This is a genomic window from Variovorax sp. OV700, from assembly GCF_900099805.1.
Classification (GTDB): domain Bacteria; phylum Pseudomonadota; class Gammaproteobacteria; order Burkholderiales; family Burkholderiaceae_C; genus Variovorax.
Window position 1 is genome coordinate 614,925 of record NZ_FNDR01000003.1, and the last position, 17,794, is coordinate 632,718.

At 66.4% G+C, this 17,794-nt stretch carries 16 protein-coding genes; 1 reads left to right on the top strand and 15 read right to left on the bottom strand.

The annotated features are described in order from the left end of the window. Positions 1 to 84 precede the first annotated feature (84 nt). From rpsU to pilQ, 9 genes are all read right to left on the bottom strand, one after another. Entirely contained in the window at positions 85 to 297 is a 213-nt protein-coding gene (gene rpsU, locus BLR24_RS09830; protein ID WP_007833691.1) for a 30S ribosomal protein S21, read from the bottom strand. A gap of 110 nt (positions 298 to 407) precedes the next feature. After that, positions 408 to 1,640, bottom strand: a complete 1,233-nt coding sequence (locus BLR24_RS09835) for a BaiN/RdsA family NAD(P)/FAD-dependent oxidoreductase (RefSeq protein ID WP_093016240.1) — start codon at positions 1,638 to 1,640, stop codon at positions 408 to 410. Positions 1,641 to 1,645: 5 nt separating this feature from the next. Further along, positions 1,646 to 2,428 (bottom strand): YaeF family permuted papain-like enzyme, encoded by a 783-nt coding sequence (locus tag BLR24_RS09840; protein WP_093016242.1) that lies wholly within the window; start codon positions 2,426 to 2,428, stop codon positions 1,646 to 1,648. Beyond that, on the bottom strand, positions 2,425 to 3,555 hold the full coding sequence (locus BLR24_RS09845) for a sterol desaturase family protein (protein ID WP_093016243.1): 1,131 nt from the start codon (positions 3,553 to 3,555) through the stop codon (positions 2,425 to 2,427). The genes BLR24_RS09840 and BLR24_RS09845 overlap by 4 nt, the downstream gene beginning before the upstream one ends. 125 nt (positions 3,556 to 3,680) lie before the next feature. Further along, positions 3,681 to 4,571: an ABC transporter permease gene (locus tag BLR24_RS09850; RefSeq protein WP_093016245.1), complete on the bottom strand. Its 891-nt coding sequence runs from the start codon at positions 4,569 to 4,571 to the stop codon at positions 3,681 to 3,683. Positions 4,572 to 4,927: 356 nt separating this feature from the next. Next, entirely contained in the window at positions 4,928 to 5,845 is a 918-nt protein-coding gene (locus BLR24_RS09855) for an ABC transporter permease (protein WP_093016247.1), read from the bottom strand. Between the two features lie 4 nt (positions 5,846 to 5,849). After that, positions 5,850 to 7,118: an ABC transporter substrate-binding protein gene (locus BLR24_RS09860; protein ID WP_093016249.1), complete on the bottom strand. Its 1,269-nt coding sequence runs from the start codon at positions 7,116 to 7,118 to the stop codon at positions 5,850 to 5,852. Next, on the bottom strand, positions 7,115 to 8,218 hold the full coding sequence (locus tag BLR24_RS09865) for an ABC transporter ATP-binding protein (protein ID WP_093016251.1): 1,104 nt from the start codon (positions 8,216 to 8,218) through the stop codon (positions 7,115 to 7,117). Before BLR24_RS09865 ends, BLR24_RS09860 begins: the two co-directional genes overlap by 4 nt. Before the next feature lie 77 nt (positions 8,219 to 8,295). Then, positions 8,296 to 10,389 (bottom strand): type IV pilus secretin PilQ, encoded by a 2,094-nt coding sequence (pilQ, locus tag BLR24_RS09870; protein WP_093016350.1) that lies wholly within the window; start codon positions 10,387 to 10,389, stop codon positions 8,296 to 8,298. A gap of 254 nt (positions 10,390 to 10,643) precedes the next feature. Between pilQ and BLR24_RS09875 the strand changes: the two genes are divergently transcribed. Beyond that, a complete protein-coding gene (locus BLR24_RS09875) occupies positions 10,644 to 11,726 on the top strand; it encodes a hypothetical protein (protein ID WP_093016253.1) in 1,083 nt (360 codons plus the stop codon). 7 nt (positions 11,727 to 11,733) lie between these two features. Here the strand turns inward: BLR24_RS09875 and cobA are convergent, their stop codons facing one another. The 6 genes from cobA to BLR24_RS09905 all read right to left on the bottom strand — a co-directional run. Continuing rightward, a complete protein-coding gene (gene cobA, locus BLR24_RS09880) occupies positions 11,734 to 12,546 on the bottom strand; it encodes a uroporphyrinogen-III C-methyltransferase (protein ID WP_093016255.1) in 813 nt (270 codons plus the stop codon). After that, positions 12,543 to 13,448 (bottom strand): DNA-binding protein YbiB, encoded by a 906-nt coding sequence (gene ybiB / locus BLR24_RS09885; protein ID WP_093016257.1) that lies wholly within the window; start codon positions 13,446 to 13,448, stop codon positions 12,543 to 12,545. The genes cobA and ybiB overlap by 4 nt, the downstream gene beginning before the upstream one ends. Before the next feature lie 47 nt (positions 13,449 to 13,495). Beyond that, positions 13,496 to 16,291: a nitrate reductase gene (locus BLR24_RS09890; protein ID WP_093016259.1), complete on the bottom strand. Its 2,796-nt coding sequence runs from the start codon at positions 16,289 to 16,291 to the stop codon at positions 13,496 to 13,498. Between the two features lie 22 nt (positions 16,292 to 16,313). Then, entirely contained in the window at positions 16,314 to 16,739 is a 426-nt protein-coding gene (nirD, locus tag BLR24_RS09895; protein WP_093016261.1) for a nitrite reductase small subunit NirD, read from the bottom strand. Positions 16,740 to 16,748: 9 nt separating this feature from the next. Further along, positions 16,749 to 17,528 carry a type IV pili methyl-accepting chemotaxis transducer N-terminal domain-containing protein gene (locus BLR24_RS09900; RefSeq protein ID WP_093016263.1) on the bottom strand — a complete coding sequence of 260 codons (780 nt, stop codon included), beginning with the start codon at positions 17,526 to 17,528 and terminating at the stop codon, positions 16,749 to 16,751. A 23-nt stretch (positions 17,529 to 17,551) separates the two neighbouring features. Next, the coding region (locus BLR24_RS09905; protein ID WP_139188746.1) for a hypothetical protein at positions 17,552 to 17,794 on the bottom strand (243 nt) is incomplete at its 5' end.

Here is a 17,794-nt window from a genome sequence, read left to right on the forward strand (position 1 = left end):
AGGTTTCCCTGGCGCGGCTGAGGCAGCAATCGGATCGCTGGGCCGACTTGCGTCAAAGGCCGGCGATCCTGTTGCCAACGGGCATCAGTACAGCTTCTTGGGGAGCTGCATGCTGCGCACGCGCTTGTAATGGCGCTTGACGGCGGCTGCCTTCTTGCGCTTGCGCTCGGCGGTCGGCTTTTCGTAGAACTCGCGGGCGCGCAGGTCGGTCAGCAGGCCGAGCTTTTCGATGGTGCGCTTGAAGCGGCGCAGGGCGACGTCGAAAGGCTCGTTTTCTTTAACGCGAATGGTGGTCATTGATGAATCGTTGAACTGAATTTGGCTCGGGGAGATCGAGGCCCCAAGCCGGGGTTCCTCAACTGAAAAATTTTTGCGGCCGTTGAGGGGAGGCCAAAGTTAGCCCGCGATTATAGCGCGGTTGCGCACGCATGTGCGCTCGCCCAGGCCCATTGGAAGTTGTATCCGCCCAACCAACCCGTCACGTCGACCACTTCGCCGATGAAATACAGCCCCGGCTGCTTCGATTCCATGGTCTGGGAGGACAGATCGCGGGTGTCGATGCCGCCTGCCGTGACCTCGGCCTTCTTATAGCCCTCGGTGCCGCTGGGGGTGATCTGCCAGCGGGCGATGCGCTCGGCCAGGGCGGCCAGGGCCTTGTCGGCGGCCTCGTTGACGGGCCGCTGCAGGGCAGCATCCTGCCCTACCCAGGCGTCCGCCAGCCGCGAGGGCACCAGCATGGCCAGTTCATTGGCAATGCGTTTCTTCGAGCGGAGCTTGGCATCGCCCAGGGCCTCGGCCACGTCCACGCCGGGCGCGAAGTCGAGCGTGAGCGGGGTGCCGGGCTTCCAGTAGCTCGAAATCTGCAGCACGGCTGGGCCCGAAAGGCCGCGGTGAGTGAACAGCAGATCTTCGAGGAAGGCCATCTTTTCCTTCTTGGCACCGGTTTCGATGCGCACCGGCAGCGCCAGCCCGGCCAGTTCGGCATACGGCGCCCAGGCTTCGCCGCCGAAGGTCAGCGGCACCAGGGCCGGGCGGGGCGTGACGACGCGCAGGCCGAACTGCTCGGCCAGGCGATAGCCGAAATCGCTGGCGCCGATCTGCGGGATCGACAGGCCGCCCGTCCCAACCACGAGCTTGGGCGTTTCGATCAGGCCCTTGCTGCTATCGATCTTGTAGCTGCCCGTGCCCGCTCCATCATTGCCGGACGCCGAAAACTCGATCTTCCCGAGCTTGCACGGCTGCCAGCGCGTGACATTGCCCGCGTCGCATTCCGCCAGCAGCATGTCGATGATCTGCTGCGAGGAACCGTCGCAGAACAGCTGCCCCTTGTGCTTCTCGTGAAAGGCGATGCCGTGCTTCTGCACCAGCTCGATGAACTGCTGCGGCGCATAACGCGACAGGGCCGAGCGGCAGAAATTCGGGTTCTCGCCGATGAAGTGGCGCTGCGGAGCGCGCACGTCGAGGTCGCGGTTGGTGAAATTGGCGCGGCCGCCACCCGAGATGCGGATCTTTTCCGCCACCTTCTCGCTGTGGTCGACCAGCAGCACCTTCAACCCGCGCTGCCCGGCCAGCGCCGCGCAGAACAGGCCCGCGGCACCGGCGCCGACAACGACGACATCGAATCGAAAAGGCGCGCTCAAATCAGTCAGGGTCCGTCGGCCGCCAGCAGGGGCGGTGGGTTGTATTTGAGGTGGCCCACGTAGCGCAGCGGCTGCGTGGCGGCAATCGAGGGCACGTCGCCCTCGCGCATGTGCAGCAGGTCGGCCGGGCTCACCCAGCGCGGGTCGGCGTCGGTGATCGGCAGGCCGGCCCGCCTGTAGGCCTCGAGTACGAACTGCGAACAGAAGAACTGGTCGTCGCGGCTCGCGCCCAGCTGCACCATGGCCATGCCGCTGATGCAGTAGTGGCTGACGGCCGAGGGAATCAGCGGCAGCTCGCACAGGCGCCGGTTCAGCACGAAAGGCGCATTCAGCAGCACGCCCGTGGTGTTGTAGCGGGTGCCCACCTGGGAGTTGGCCCAGGTGCGCAGCTTGTCGGCGCCCGCGGTGTCGAGCCCGGGCACGCGAAAGGCCACGACCATCTGTTCTTCGTCCACCACGTCGGCCAGCGGGCGCGCGCGCACGCCGGTGCCCACCGCCTCGGCGATCAGGCCGTCGCCCAGGTACAGCACCGCATGGCTCACAGGCGAGAAGGTGCCCAGCCGGATGCCGAAGGAATTGACGGTGGCGATGGAGGTCAGGAGGATGTCCCCTGGCTGCAGCGCATCGGCTGCAATCAGCTCGCCGCCATTGCCGGGGGCGATGACCGAGCTCTGCACGCGCAGCCGCAGGCCCGCGTCCTTGGACGGCAGCTCGACACGGGTGGCGCAGGCAGAGAGCAGCAATGCGGCAGCACCGAGCACCGCCGCGCGGAGATGGCGCCGCATCATCCTTTCCAGATGAACGGGAACTTCAACTGCTTGAAGAAGCCGTTGGGCACGTAGTCGCCGAGCACGCCGTACTTCTCGGGCCAGAGCTTGGTGCTCTTGACCGCGGTGCCGAAGAGATAGTCGAGAAAGGCGTAGTGCGCCGAATAGTTCTTGTCGAGCGCCTCGACGTCCTGGCTGTGGTGCCAGTGGTGGAAGTTGGGCGTCACGATGATGTAGCGCAGCGGCCCGAGCCGCACGCTCACGTTGCAGTGGTTGAACACCGCCTGGAAGCCCACCACCACGATGTACGCGTCGATCACTTCCTTGGAGAAGCCCAGCACGTAGATGGGGGCCAGCACCAGTGTGCGCGTGATCAGCAGCTCGAGGATGTGCTGGCGCGAGCCCGCCATCCAGTCCATGCTCTTCACGCTGTGGTGCACGGCATGCAGGCGCCACAGCACCGGCACCTCGTGGTAGGCGCGGTGGGTCCAGTACTGCACCAGGTCGGCCACCAGGACGATCAGCAGCAGCCCGGCCCAGAACGGCAGGTTGCCCACCCAGCCCCGGATGCCGTCGTTGGCCGCCCAGCCGAAGAACTTGTGCACCATCAGGTTGGTGGCCAGCAGCACGAAGCCCACGATCATGTGGTTCACCACAAAGTGGTGAAAGTCCGTCTGCCATTCGGCGCGGAAAACCGGCTGGTCCTTGCGCAAGGCGAAGAGCTTCTCGATGAAGATGAAGATCAGCGACGACCCCAGCAGGTCGAGGATGAACCAGTCCAGCCCGATATAGGGCGTGTTGTCGGCAAAGTCGTTCACCGGCACCTTGTGCCCGCCCAGCAGGGCCGCGGCGGCCACCAGCAGGAACGCGGCCGAAGACAGCCAGCGCGAGCGGTTGAAGATGATGTTCACCAGCGCCATCCCGCCCGCGACGACCATGGCCGCCAGCAGAATGAAGCGCATCACGTCGACGTTGTAGCTCTTGCGCAACTCGGGCGTCGTGAGGTACTGCGGAAAGTGGAATGCCAGCACGCCCAGGAAGCACAGGATGCCCAGGCTCAGCGCAATGGTTCCTGTGACGAGGCCTCGGCCGCGGCGCAGCTCGCCGTGGGTCTGGGTGAATTCGTTGAGTTTCTCGATGTCGAGCATGCCCGCCTCTCTCTCGCTTGTGATTTGTTGCGCGCGATTTTAGGCGGCTGTAGGAAAACTCTCACGTCGACCGAACGGGGTAGACGGCCTTCGTGGCTTTCCCGCCTTATGCGCGAATCTTGGCGTTAGCGCGGCCGAACGGCGCGACGGCGCAGCAGCGCGGCCGTGCCCAGCGCCACGGCCATCACGAGCAGGGACACCACGGTGGTCACGGTGCCCAGCGCATAGATCGAAGGCGTCGTGACGGTCGAGGTCAGGCCCTGCAGTTCGAGCGGCAGCGTGTTGACGTCGCCGATGGCCTGCGAGGTGCGGGCGATCTCGTCCCATGACAGCGTGAAGCCGAACATGCCAATGCCGACGATGGACGGGCCGATCAGCGGCAGCACCACGTGCCGGAAGGTTTGCCAGGGCGTGGCGCCGAGGTCGCGCGCGGCTTCCTCGTAGGCCGGGTTGAAGCGGTTGAACACCGCGAACATGATGAGCAGCCCGAAGGGCAGGGTCCACGTCAGGTGGGCGCCGAGCGCGGAGCTGAACAGGCCGAGCGCAGTACCGTAGCCTTCGAGCAGCGCGGTGGCGTCCACGGCCTCGAGCAGGCTCTTGACCCCAGTGTCGATGAGCCGGAACTGCAGGCCGATGCCCAGCGAAATGATGATCGACGGCATGATGAGGCTCGCCACGGTGACGAAGAACAGCGCGTTGCTGCCCGCGAGCTTCTTGCGGAACGCAAGGCCGGCCAGCACCGAGAGCACCACGGTGAAGCCCATTACCACCGCGCCCAGCGCCAGCGAGCGCCTGAAAGCCGCGCCGATGTCTACTGTGCCCAGGCCTTCTGCCAACTTGTAGAACCAGTGCAGAGAAACGCCGCGCAGTGGAAAGGTCAGGCCGCCTTCAGGGCCCTGAAAGCTCAGGATGAAGATCGTGATCATCGGGCCGTAGAGGAACAGCACGAAGAGGGCGAAGACGATGGCCAATGGCCAGAAGCCTGGGCTGCGTTGTTCTCCTATGCGCTGGCTCATGTGTGTTGTCCTTGCTTCGGGGCGTTCGGGGGCGTTCAGTTCAGGAGTGTTCAGGGCGCGTGCAAAGGCCACCGGGTACTCCCCTCCGCGAATGTCCCCCGCCTTCGGCTCCTCCTTTATTTCGCTGCGGGGAGCACCCGGCGCCCTGTGCCCACTGGACGCTGATCCTGTTCCGCTCGATCAACCACCGCACTGCCCAACGATCCCGCTGGCGGGGTGCCTTGCGCAGCGAAATAAAGGAGGAGGCCGCAGGCCGGGGGACATTCGCGGAGTAAGGTACCCCGTCGGCGGGAGCGCCCCACGAACTGCAGCGTTCAGAACCATCAACGCTACGGATGACATAGCAAGGCTTCATCTCAGAGCTCCTTGCGAATATCAACGAGCCGCGTGAGCCCCCAGATGATCATCAGCACCACCGCCAGCAGGATCATCGCGTTGGCCGCGGCCAGCGGAAACTGCAGGTACGAGGTCTGCACCTGGATGATCTTGCCGATCGATGCGATCTGCTGACCGCCCATCACGCCGATGGTCACGAAGTCGCCCATCACGATGGTGATGACGAAGATCGAGCCGATGAGGATGCCGGTGCGCGACAGCGGCACCACCACGTTCCAGAGCGTCTGCCAGCCCGACGCGCCCGCGTCGCTGGCGGCTTCGAGCAGCGAGCGGTCGATGCGCATCATGCTGTTGAAGATCGGCACGATCATGAACATCGTGTAGAGGTGCACGAAGGCGAGCACCACCGAGAAATTGGAAAACAGCAGCCACTCGACCGGATGGTCAACGAGGCCGAGGCCCGCCAGCATCTGGTTGACCAGACCGTTGCGCCCCAAGAGAGGCACCCACGAGATCATGCGGATGACATTGGAGGTCCAGAACGGCACCGTGCACAGCACGAACAGCACCGTCTGCATGGTCGACGAGCGCACGTGGAACGCAAGAAAGTACGCCACCGAGAAACCGATCAGCAGCGTGATGCCCCACACCAGCAGGCAGAACTTGAAGGTGCTCAGGTAGGTATTGAGCGTGACGCACAGGTCGCCGTTGTCTGTGAGCTGCGAGCAGCCCTCGAACAGACTCGCGTAGTTGCGCAGCGTCACCGCCGGGATCAACTCGTACTCGTTGAAATTCCACAGGCTGACCATCGCGATCAGCGCCAGTGGAATTAGAAAGAAGAGCAAAAAAACCAGCGCGAATGGCGCAGCCTGCCACCATGCCTTGACGGCGTGGACGGACTGGCTGGGCGCATGCGCGCTGGCGGTTGGAGCGCTCACAGGGTCAGGCGGCAACGAACTCGTTCCATTTTTTGACCATGTACTCGTTCTCGTCCATCACTGCGTTCCAGCAGGCGATGCCGCCCATGCGCTGCTCGTAGCTGCCGCCGTCGCGCACCGCGCCGGTCTTGGCGAGCACGTCGCCATTGGGGCTCTTGATGTCCTGCGAGGCGGGCTTGCCTTCCATCCAGTAGGCCCACTCGTAGGCCTCCATCTTGGCCTTGGCGGTGTCGAGCACCGCGCTGTAGTAGCCCTGGCGGTTCAGGTAGGCACCGGCCCAGCCGTCGAGAAACCAGTTGATGAATTCGTACGCACCGTCGAGCTTCTTGCCCGACAGCGTGGCCGGCAGGCCGAAGCCGGCGGCCCAAGCGCGGTAGCCTTCCTTCAGCGGCTGGAAGTTGCAGGCAATGCCCTTGGTGCGCACGGCCGTGACGGCGGGCGACCACATCGACTGGATCACCACTTCGCCCGAAGCCATCAGGTTGACCGACTCGTTGAAGTCCTTCCACAGCGCGCGGAACTGGCCGGCCTTCTTGGCTTCGATCAGGGTCTTGATCGTCAGGTCGATCTCGGCCTTGGTCATGTTGCCCTTGTCCTTGTACTTGTGGATGCCCTTGGCCTCTACCACCATCGCGGCGTCCATGATGCCGATGGACGGAATGTTCAGGATCGCGGCCTTGCCCTTGAACTCGGGGTTCAGCAGCTCGGCCCAGGAGCTGATGGGGCGCTTGATCAGGTCGGGACGGATGCCCAGCGTGTCGGCGTTGTAGACCGTGGGGATCAGCGACATGAACTGTGTTGGCGCCGCCGCGAACTTCTTGCTCTTCTCGCCCTCGAGATAGATCACCTTCTTGGGCGCGGTGCCTTGGTCGCCCACGGCCTTGCCGCCGACTTCGCCCTTGGTGAAGAGCGTGGTGATCTTGTCGGCGTTCTTGATCTTCTTGGTATCGATGCCCTTCAGATTGCCGGTCGGCACGATCTTCTTGAGCGAGAAGAACTCGGTGTCGATCAGGTCGAAGCTGTTGGGGGCGGTCACGGCGCGCTTGGTCACGTCGTCGGTGGTTACGGCCACGTACTGGATCTCGATGCCGGTGTCGGCCTTGAACTTCTCGGCAATCGCCTTGTCCTGGTTCACCGCGGTGCCGAGGTAGCGCAGCACGATTTTTTCCTGTGCATGCACGAAGGGCGCGATGCCCGTGGCCAGGATGCCGGCGGTGCCTTGCAGCAGGGTGCGGCGCTGGACGCCGGCGGACGAGTCGATGGGGTCGGTCATGATGAAAGAGCCTCCGTGTGGAAAGTGGCGGGTAAGGGAACGGGGATGGGGTGAGGCGGCGACGCCTGCGGAGTCGTGGCGAGAGCGCGCGCGTCGGCCTCGGCCCAGGCCAGGCTCACCGCCTGGCCCTGTGCATAGGGACGCGCGAGAAAGGCGGCTTCGCCCATCAGCACCGACACGTTCTGGCGGCCGGGCGGGGTGGCTTGCAGCGCCAGCCCGAGCAGCACGTAGGTGCCCTGGTATTCGACATCGGTCACCGTCGCGGCAAGGCCACCGGAGGCGGCGCCATCGGAAGCCGGAGCAATCCGCATGTGATCGTTGCGCACGGCGATGGGGCCGGTGGACGTGTCGAACACGTTGTGCCCGCCCATGAAGCGCGCCACGAACTCGTTGGCCGGGTGGTTGTAGATCTGGTGCGGAGAGCCGACCTGCTCGATCACCCCGTGGTTCATCACCACCATGGTGTCGGCCAGTGCCATCGCTTCTTCTTGTGAATGCGTGACATGCACGAAGGTCAGGCCGAGCTCCTTTTGCCAGCGCCGCAGCTCGGCGCGCATCTGGATGCGCAAAAAGGGGTCGAGCGCCGACAGCGGCTCGTCTAGCAGGAGCACGCGCGGTTCGGTGATGAGCGCGCGCGCCAGCGCTACGCGCTGCTGCTGTCCGCCGGAGAGTTCACCGGGCTTGCGCTCGGCCAGGTGGCCCATGGCCACGCGATCCAGCAGGTCGCGCGCACGCTTCTGGCGCTCGGCCTTTCCGACGCCTTTCATCTTGAGGCTGAAGGCCACGTTGTCCGTTGCGGACAGGTGCGGGAACAGCGCAAAACTCTGGAACATCATCGCCGTGCCGCGCGCGGCCGCGGGCAGGTTGGTGATGTTGCGGTTGTCCAGCAGGATGTCGCCACTGGTGACCGACTCGTGGCCCGCGATCATGCGCAGCGTGGTGCTCTTGCCGCAGCCCGAAGGGCCCAGCAAGCAGCAGTAGCTGCCGCTGGCAATGCGCAGGTCGATCCGGTCGACGGCGGCCGGCGTGCCTGCGGCGTAGCGCTTGCTCAGGGCAACGATTTCAACGGCGGCGGGCGGAGGCGCGGCGACGGCGTTCATGAACGGGTGCGGGGCGCTGAAAACAATCGGAAAACGGGCATGCTGGCGTTAAGCACGCTCCATGCCACATCTTGGTGCTACGGCGCGGCGTTGGGGCGCGAGATCATCTTCGGCGTGATGAACACCAGCATCTCGACCTTGTTCACCACGCGTTCCCGCGACCGGAACAAGGCGCCGAGGTAAGGCACCTCGCCGAGCACCGGCACGCGCGACTCGTCGTTGGTTTCCGTCAGCTCGAAGATGCCGCCGATCACCACGGTGCCGCCGTTCTCCACCAGCACCTCCGTCTGCACGTGCTTGGTGTTGATGGCCGGCCCGGCCGACGTGGTGACGCCGCGCGTATCCTTGCTCACGTCGAGCGCCAGGATGATGTTGCCTTCGGGCGTGATCTGCGGCGTGACCTCGAGCTTCAGCACTGCCTTGCGGAACGAGATGGACGTGGCGCCGCTGGAGGTGGCCTGCTGGTAGGGAATTTCTTCACCCTGCTCGATCAGCGCCTTGGTCTGGTCGGCCGTCACCACGCGCGGGTTCGACACCAGCCGGCCCTTGCCTTCGGCTTCGAGCGCGGAGATTTCCAGGTTCAGCATGCGCGTGAAGCTCGAGTTGAAAAGAGACAGCGAGAAGGCCCCCGCGCTGCTGCCGGTGCCGCCCGCGTCGCCGGCCGGCAGGTTCACGAAGTTGCTGCTGGTGTAAGAGGTAAAGGCGTTGGACGTGCCCGTGGGGCTGGTGCCGACCGAGCTGTTCTTGCCGATGGCCCCGCCGCCGAGTTTGACGCCCAGCGACTTGCCGAAGGTGTCCGAGGCTTCGACGATGCGCGCCTCGATCAGCACCTGCCGCACCGGCACGTCCAGCTTGCGGATGAGCTCGCTCACTTCGGCCAGCCGTTGCGGCGTGTCGGTGACGAAAAGCTGGTTCGTGCGCACTTCGGCGATCGCGCTGCCGCGGGTGCTCAAGATGCGCGTGGCCGAGGCGCTGCCGCCGCCGCCACTTGAGGCACCGCCGCCCGTCAGGCTTTGCGCCACCGTGGCGGCCTTGGCGTAGTTGAGCTGGAAGGACTGCGTGCGAAGCGCGGCCAGGCTCTCCAGCGCGGCCTGCGCTTCGAGCTCCACTTTTTCCTTGGCATTGATCTCGTCGCGCGGCGCGATCCAGAGGATGCTGCCGTTCTTGCGCATGCCCAGGTTCTTCGCCTGCAGGATGACTTCCAGCGCCTGGTCCCACGGCACTTCCTTGAGCCGCAGCGTCAGGGCGCCGGACACCGTGTCGGACGTCACCACGTTGAAGCCGGTGAAGTCCGCAATCACCTGCAGCAGCGCGCGCACGTCGACATTCTGGAAGTTGAGCGTGAGCTTTTCGCCGGTGTACCCGGTGCCCTGGGTCAGCTTGGACGGGTCTGTCTTGCGCGGGCGCACCTCGATGACGAACTGCTCGTCGGTCTGGTAGGCACTCTGCTCCCAGTCGCCGTGCGAACTGATCGTGAGGCGAACCCTGTCGCCGAGCTGCTCCGCGTGCACCGCGTCGACCGCCGTGCCAAAGTCGGAGACGTCGAGGCGGCGCCGCAGCGCGTCGGGCAGCGAAGCGCGCATGAAATCGGCCACTAGTGCCGAGCCCTGCCGCCGCACGTCCACGCCGAGCTGGCTGCTGCCCATGGCGATCAGCACGCGGCCGGCGCCGTCGCCTCCGCGGCGGAAATCGATGTCCCGAAGCGGCGTCGCCTGGCGTTCCCTGTCTTCGGCAAAACCGGCGGTGGACGGCGTCCTGGGCGGTTGGCCCGTTCCGGGCTGCAGCGAAACCAGGAGCGAGCGGCCCTGGATCTCCGCCTGGTAGGTGGTGGCACGCTTGAGGTTCAGCACCACGCGCGAACGCTCGCCGGCCTGCACGACATTGGCAGTGCGGAGGTTGCCCAGGTTGAACTCGATCGCCGAGCGGCCCACGGCATTGGCGACGCCCGGAAAATCCAGCGCAATGCGCGCCGGCTCCTGCACCACGAAGCCGGTGGGAAGCGCGGCCAGCGGATGCGTGAAGTCGATGCGCACCAGTTCCACGTCGCCTCTCGCAGTGCTGGTGACCGCCTCGATGGCGTTCTGTGCGTGCGCAGCGATCGAGGCCAGCGACACGAGCGCAACACCGATCCACCGTCGCAGGGCGCTCGGCGAGCGCGGACATATCTTCATGGTTCTCTCCGTCTTTCTTGAGCGGGGCGCGAGCGACATGCGCGCTTCGCGATGACGGGTTGAATGGTTTCGTTCAATGTGGGAGGAATCTCGCCGAACGGCGACCGATCGCAACTTGTGTTGCATGGATGCAATGGGCCGCGCGGGTGGCTTCTCGATACCGCTGCGCCGCCTCTTCGATTTCTCCGAATTTGCGGGGGACCATCGTGGCTGTCGAAATTCCCTGGAGCGCACGAATGGTGTCAAGTCGGTCAATGGTTGCGATGCTCATCGGCGCGCTGGGCATCGCGTGCGCAGGTTCCGGCGTCGGCGCGAGCCGCGCCATGGCGCGCCCCTCGTCGACGCTTGGCGAGGCGCAGCCCGCGGCGTCTGCCTCGCGTGCGTCGGCAGGTCCCTGGTGGCTGGCCTTCGAGAGCGACACGCTGAATGCGTTGGTTGCGGAGGCATCGCGCGGCGCGGCTTCCGATGGCCGCTTGGACATGCAGGCCCCGGAGGTAGGCGTATCGGCGGCGTATGTCGGGCTGCTGGTCCAGACGCTGAGCCTGACCTACATCGACAGTGCGCGCGCCGCCGCACGACGCCAGTTGCAACTCGTCTCCGCCAGCCCCGCACCGCACGACTATTTCCGTGAGGAATTGAAGCACCGCGAAGCCGACGCGACCTCGTCGATGGAAAAGATCGGTGCGCAGCGCGACGTTCAGCTCGCCTTTCTGGTTGCGCGCTCGCGCCTGTCCGCAGAGGCGCTGCAGAAGGCCATCGTTGATGAAGTCGCGGCGCGCAAGCAGCCTCGTATGGCGCTCCCGCTGCCGCAGGCCCTGCCGGCGGCATTGCTCGCGAACCGTGACGACATCCAGCTGGCCGCGGCGCTGTATGGCATCGATCCGCAAGCCGGGCTCGGCGGCGCGATCGATGCCGCGGAAGACACGGGCGAGAGCGGCCAGGAAGCCGACACCGATCTCCCCGGCTACCCGCTCTTCCCGGAGGCCGTGGCGCAGGGCCGCGCAGAGGTCGCCGAGGCCTTGCGAAAGCTGCAAGCTGCCAACGACGCGGCGGCGGTTGCCAACCGCCGCGTGCGCGACGCGAAGGCGTCGTTCGAGCAGGCCAAGACGCGAATGAGCCGCGGCGAGATGTCGGAGGTCCAGGTGCTCGAGGAATATCAGGCGTTGATGCTCGACCTGCAACGGCTGGCCATGTCGAACGGCAACTTGTCGATTGCCTGGATCACCCTTATGGCCAGTCTAGGAAGCCGCACGCCGGTCGTGTTGCACGCGCCGCATGCGCCGGAAGCTGCGGCACTTCGTGCGCGGCCCCGGATCGCCGGGGCGCTCTCTTTCTGATCGCCGTTCAGGTGCCGAAGCGGCCCGTGTCCGTGCTCGCCGGCAGCGCTGCCGCGGCCAGTCCGCGCAGCACGTCGCCCACCACGATCACCGCTGGGCTCGCGAGTCCAGCCTCGGCAATGCCAGCCTGGAGCCGATCGAGCGTGGTCGTCATGTGCCGCTGCTGCGGCAGGCTCGCGTGCTGCACCACGGCCACCGGGGTGTCGCCGGGCAGGCCGTGGAGCAGTTCGCGTTCGATGTGGCCAGCGCCCGCCACGCCCATGTAGATGACGAGCGTGAGCCGCGCGTTGTGTGCCGTGGCAGCGAGCGCGCGCCAGTCGGTCGCGTCTTCGTGCGTGCCGGCACCGGTCTTGGCGTGGCCGGTGACGAACACCACGCCCTGCGCATGGTCGCGGTGCGTGAGCGGCACGCCGAGCGAGGTGGCGGCCGCGAGGCCGGCGGTGATGCCGTTGATCACCGTGCACTCGATGCCGGCTTCGCGCAGGTGCTCGACCTCTTCGCCGCCGCGGCCGAAGATGAAGGGATCGCCGCCCTTGAGGCGGACCACGGTTTCGCCTTCGTGCGCCGCGGTGATCATGAGCCGCTCGATGAAAGCCTGGGGCGTGCTCTTGCAGCCACCGCGCTTGCCCACGTGCACGATGCGTGCGCCGGGCCGGGCATAGGAGGCCAGGATGCTTTCGCTCACGAGATCGTCCACCAGCAGTACGGTCGCGGCCTGGATCGCCTTGACGGCCTTGATGGTCAGCAGCTCGGGGTCGCCGGGGCCGGCGCCCACCAGTGTGCAGCTTCCGGTGGCAAATGAAGAAGTCGGTCTGTTCATGCGTGGGACGCCAGTTGCGTGATGTGCCTGACCTGCGTGGCGATGGCTTGAGGCACGGGAAGCTCGCCGTTCAATACGCGCCGCGTGTACTCGGCCGTGGTCGCGACGTCGATTTCTTTCGGCAGGCCCGGCACTTCGCTGGACGTGCCGGCGGCCTGGGCCTGCAGTTCGCTTCGCACGCCGCGCACGAAGCCGTCGATCTGCGCGGTGCGGCGCGGGTCGGACACCACTTCGCCCTCCAGGCCGCGCGAGAGCAGGGCAGTCATGCCCATGAGCTCGAAAGTTTCGCCCATGGTGCGCGCGTATTCCGGATGCGTATAGCTTGCCACGATCACGCACGGGCCGGCGGTCGGCTGCATCAGCTTGACCACGCTGTGGCCAGGGTTGCGGAGGCCCACCACGCGGCGCACGTCGAGCAGCCGCTTGAGCGCGGGGTTGAGCAGTTCGGTGGGCGCAAAGCCTACTTCGCCGGACGGGATTTGCCTGATCGCCGTGAGCTGGGGCACGTCCAATGCCTCCAGCACGTTCGAGGCGAGCACGCGCGATGTTTCGGTGGCGCTGCCGTGCACCAGCACCGGCAGGCCTTGTCGGGCGAGCAGCAGCGCCAGCAGCGGCGTGAGCACCGGCAGCTTGCGCGCACCGTTGTAGCTCGGCAGCACGATGAGCGGGCGGTCGGCGGCAGGCAGGCGGTTGAGCCTGGCATGCGTGGCGTCGAGGAAGCCGGCCATTTCTTCCGGCGTTTCGCCCTTGATGCGCATCGCGAGGCAAAAGCCGCCGATCTCCAGGTCGGTGACGGTGCCGTCCAGCACCTGGCCGAACAGGTCGGTGGCCTGTTCGCGCGTCAGCGGCTTGGCGCCTCGCGCGCCGCGGCCGATTTCCTTGATGTATTGGCTGATTCCCATGGGTGCACGGATTGTCCCGCAATGCTTATGCCCGAAAGCAAGGCGGCTTATGCACCCTCCACCACGGTTTCGGCCGGGGTGGCCCGCACCATGCGCTTGAGTTCGGGCAGGCAGGAGCCGCAGTTGGTGCCGCATTTGAGCGCGCCCTGCAGCGAGGCCAGCCGCTCCTCGGGCGTGCCGTTGCAGCGCCCCAGCTCGGCCCGGATCGCCAGGTCGGTCACGTTGAAGCAGGTGCACACCGGCTGGCCGCGCGACTGCACCGCCACGGGCGCGCGGGCGCCAGGCGACAGCAGCAGCCGGCCGTAGGTTTGCGCCGGGATTTCCTCTCGCAGCAGGGTGCCGATCCAGGCTTCGGCGCTGGTGTCACCGCCCAGCAGGAAGGCCTCCAGGCCGGCGTTGCCATCGGCGCGCCGCACCAGCCGTGCCACGCGGCGCTGGCCGCGGCGGCGGTCGGCGTAGCGCAAGGCATCGCTGCCGACGAGGCCGAGCAGGGCCTCGATGCGGTCGATGAGCTCGTCTGCCGGCGCGTCGTGCGCGGCGGCGCGAAACAGGATGCCGCTGCGTTCCTCGCCCGGCGTGTTGCCCGAGAACGGCACGCAGGTGGCAAACGGGAACATTGCCATCAGCGGCTTGAGCGCCTGGTGCGCGGCAAGCGCCGCGTCGGGCGGCAGCCACGCCATGGCGAGCAGCGACCACGGCAGTTCGGCCTTGAGGATCTTGACCGGCGTGTGCTTGAGCTCGGGTTGCTTCGAGGTGGGGCAGTAGGCCGGGGAGGTCAGCGCATTGATGCCCGCCAGCGGCGTGCCGGTGGACGAGCATCCGCTCAGGTATTCCTCGCCCCAGTGCATGGCGACGAAGGCCTGGCTCAGCCCGATCTCGGCGCTCGCGCGCGCGGGCAGCAGGATCGAGCCGCGTTTGGAGGTGAGATGCACCAGGTCGCCGTCTTGCAGTTGGCGGCGCGCCATGTCCTGCGCATTCATCTGTACCAGCGGTTCGGCCACGTGGCCGAAGAGCCGGCCGACCGTGCCCGTGCGGCTCATGCCGTGCCACTGGTCGCGCAGGCGGCCCGTGTTGAGCGAGAACGGATAGCGCGCCTCGCGCGCCTCGGCCACCGGCTTGTAGACCGTGTCTACGAAACGGGCGCGGCCGTCCGGCGTCGGGAAGATGCCGTCTTCATAGAGGCGGGCGCGGCCGGTGGCCTCGCCTTCCTTCAGGGGCCATTGCTGCGGGCCCGCGGTGTCGAGCATCGCGTAGCTCATGCCGGTGATGTCGAGGTCGCGGCCGCGCGTGGATTCGCGGTGCTCGTTCCACACCCGTTCGGCCGAATCGTACGGAAACAGCGTGGGCGCGCGGCCGAACCGCTGCTCGAGACGGTGCGCAAAATCGACCGCAATCGACCAGTCGTGGCGCGCCTCGCCGGGCGGCGCCACCGCGGGGCGTACGCGCGAGATGCGGCGCTCGCTGTTGGTCACGGTGCCTTCCTTCTCACCCCAGGTGGTGGCGGGCAGCAGCAGGTCGGCAAAGGCGCAGGTGGCGGTGGTTGAAAAGGCTTCCTGCACCACGACGAATTCGGCGCGCTCCAGGGCGCGGCGCACCGTGGCCTGGTCGGGCATCGACTGGGCGGGGTTGGTGCAGGCGATCCACAGCGCGCGGATCTCGCCATCGGCCGCGGCCTGGAACATCTCGACCGCGGTCTTGCCGGGTTTTTCCGGCACGGAGGGCAGGTTCCACAGCGCCGCCACTTCGGCCCGGTGCGCCGGATTGGCCAGGTCGCGGTGCGCGCTCAGCAGGTTGGCCAGGCCACCCACTTCGCGTCCGCCCATGGCGTTGGGTTGGCCGGTGAGCGAGAACGGCCCCGCGCCGGGCTTGCCGATCTGACCGGTCGCGAGGTGCAGGTTGATCAGCGCAGCATTTTTCGCGGTGCCGCTCGACGACTGGTTGAGGCCCTGGCAGTAGAGGCTCAGCGTGGCCGGCGAGGTCGCGAACATGCGCGCCGCGGTGAGCAGGTCTTCCTTCGAGATGCCGCAGATCTGCGCCACCTTGTCGGGCGTGCATTCGCGCACCGTGGCTTTCAGCGCATCGAAGCCGTTGGTGTGGGCCGCAATGTAGCCGTTGTCGGTCCAGCCTTCCCACAGCATCAGGTGCAGCATGCCGTTGAACAGCATCACATCGGTGCCGGGCTGGATCGGCAGGAACAGGTCGGCGATCTCGACCGTGTCGGTGCGGCGCGGATCGGCCACGATGATCTTCATCCCGGGGTTCGCGGCCTTCGCATCCTCGATGCGGCGGAACAGGATCGGGTGCGCCCACGCGGCGTTGCTGCCCACGATGAAGAGGCACTCGGCGTGCTTCAGGTCGTCGTAGCAGGCCGGCGGCGCATCGGCGCCGAGCGTCTGCTTGTAGCCCGCCACCGCACTGCTCATGCATAGGCGCGAGTTGGTGTCGATGTTGTTGGTGCCGATCAGGCCCTTGGCGAGCTTGTTGAAGACGTAGTAGTCCTCGGTGAGCAGCTGGCCCGAGACGTAGAAGCCCACGGCGTCGGGGCCGTGGTCCCGGATGACCTGTTCGAACTTGTCGACGGCGCCGTCGAGCGCGGTGTCCCATGCGATGGGCGCCGGCTCGCCGCCGCGCGTTGCGCGCCGCATGGGCTGCAGCAGCCGCGTTTGGCGCGTGACCGTGGCCGTGGCCGTGAGATGCAGTGTCGAGCCCTTGGTGCAGAGGCGCCCGAAGTTGGCCGGGTGGTCAGGGTCTCCGCGCACGCCGGTAATCTGCGCGCCGTCGGATTCGATGATCACACCGCAGCCCACGCCGCAGTAGGGGCAGGTGGAGCGAGTTTCTTCCATGGGTCGATGCCTTGTTGTGCGCCTAGCTGCCGTGCGGCGCCTGCACGTCGAAGCTCTCGTCGCCCAGCTTGCCAGCCGTTGCGGCGCCGGGGCCGGCGCGCGGCGGAGCCAGATCGATGGCATGCGTCTTGAGTTCGAGCGCGTTCATCATGACCTGGCCATCTTCGACCTTTACTGCGAACTTGGGGGTGCACCCCTCATCGGGCGACTTGGCGCAGCCGTCGTCCAGCCCGATGGCCCAGTTGTGAAGCGGGCAGGCCACGCTGGTGCCGAACACGATGCCCTGGCTCAAGGGCCCGCCCTTGTGCGGGCAGCGGTCGAGCAGTGCGAACACCTGGTTCTCGGAATTGCGGAACACCGCCACATCCACGCCCACCGGGCGTGCCACGCGGCGAGAGCCGAGCACGGGGATGTCGTCGATGCGGCAGATGGTTTTCCATTCACTCATGATGGGTCTCTAGGTTTTGAGGTCGGAATACAGGCCCGTCACGCGGTCCATGATGGCCAGCATGTTTTCGCTGGTCACGAACACGTCGGACATGAGGGCGGGCGAGGTACCGGCGCCTTCGAGGCGCTGGAGCCCGCGGTTGAAGAACATCCACTGCGCGTCGGCCAGCACCAGTTCCTGGCGGATTTGGGCGGTAGCTTCGGGCGCGGTGCGCAGGGTGTCCAGGCCGGCCAGGAATTCGGAGCGCGCCTTGGCGATTTCGGCCGTGCTGCCGGCCGCGTCGATCTGCATCGCACCGGCGAGGTAGAACTTGGCCATGCGCTGCGACAGCATGCGCTGCCGCCCCGCGATGTTGACCAGCCGGCCCACGGGCTTGCCAGAGACGGCTTCGTACTGCATGGTGCCCTGGTTCGCGAGCGCGAGCACGGCGGCATCGAGCTTGACGATCCGGGCGGCTTCTTCCTTGCCGGGCGCGGGCCCGGTGAGCTCGCGCTTGAATCCGAGCCAGGCGCTGTCGAGTGCGTCGTAGGTGCTGCGGATTGCGGGGCCCGGCGCGAAGGCCTTGAGCTCGGCCAACTGCTTGTCGAACAGGGCAATCGACTTGTCGAGCACCTGCTGGGCATTGCGCGTTTCCACTTGCTGCGCCAGCGCGAGATAGGCCTTGCTCGCGCGCTGCGACAGCATGCGCTGACGGCCCGCCTTGTTGATGGCATCGTTGAGGTCGGCCACTTGCGCATGGACGCCCGCAACGGCGAGCGCTGAGGAAGCGATGAAGAGTCTTCTTTTCAAGTTTTTTTCTCCGCTCTTTTCGTTTACACCGTCAGCGGCGTGAACTGCCGCACATCCACCTGCGCCTGGCTCGACTCGAACCACGGATCGGGCTCCCCATCCAGCGCGAACTGCAGCCGCTCCCACAGCGCCTTGCGCCCGGCCTCGTCCTCCAGGATCTTCTTCTTCACGTAGTCCAGCCCGACCCGCCCGATGTAGTGCACCGTGCGCTCCAGGTACCAGCCTTCCTCGCGGTACAGCTGCAAGAACGCGCCCGAGTACTCCAT

Bases quoted from the DNA above. Each gene is read 5' to 3' on its own strand.
- pilQ (WP_093016350.1), bottom strand. From the start codon at position 10,389: ATGAAGATATGTCCGCGCTCGCCGAGCGCCCTGCGACGGTGGATCGGT.
- BLR24_RS09865 (WP_093016251.1), bottom strand. From the start codon at position 8,218: ATGAACGCCGTCGCCGCGCCTCCGCCCGCCGCCGTTGAAATCGTTGCC.
- BLR24_RS09860 (WP_093016249.1), bottom strand. From the start codon at position 7,118: ATGACCGACCCCATCGACTCGTCCGCCGGCGTCCAGCGCCGCACCCTG.
- nirD (WP_093016261.1), bottom strand. From the start codon at position 16,739: ATGAGTGAATGGAAAACCATCTGCCGCATCGACGACATCCCCGTGCTC.
- rpsU (WP_007833691.1), bottom strand. From the start codon at position 297: ATGACCACCATTCGCGTTAAAGAAAACGAGCCTTTCGACGTCGCCCTG.
- BLR24_RS09890 (WP_093016259.1), bottom strand. From the start codon at position 16,291: ATGGAAGAAACTCGCTCCACCTGCCCCTACTGCGGCGTGGGCTGCGGT.
- ybiB (WP_093016257.1), bottom strand. From the start codon at position 13,448: ATGGGAATCAGCCAATACATCAAGGAAATCGGCCGCGGCGCGCGAGGC.
- BLR24_RS09850 (WP_093016245.1), bottom strand. From the start codon at position 4,571: ATGAGCCAGCGCATAGGAGAACAACGCAGCCCAGGCTTCTGGCCATTG.
- cobA (WP_093016255.1), bottom strand. From the start codon at position 12,546: ATGAACAGACCGACTTCTTCATTTGCCACCGGAAGCTGCACACTGGTG.
- BLR24_RS09840 (WP_093016242.1), bottom strand. From the start codon at position 2,428: ATGATGCGGCGCCATCTCCGCGCGGCGGTGCTCGGTGCTGCCGCATTG.
- BLR24_RS09845 (WP_093016243.1), bottom strand. From the start codon at position 3,555: ATGCTCGACATCGAGAAACTCAACGAATTCACCCAGACCCACGGCGAG.
- BLR24_RS09875 (WP_093016253.1), top strand. From the start codon at position 10,644: ATGGTTGCGATGCTCATCGGCGCGCTGGGCATCGCGTGCGCAGGTTCC.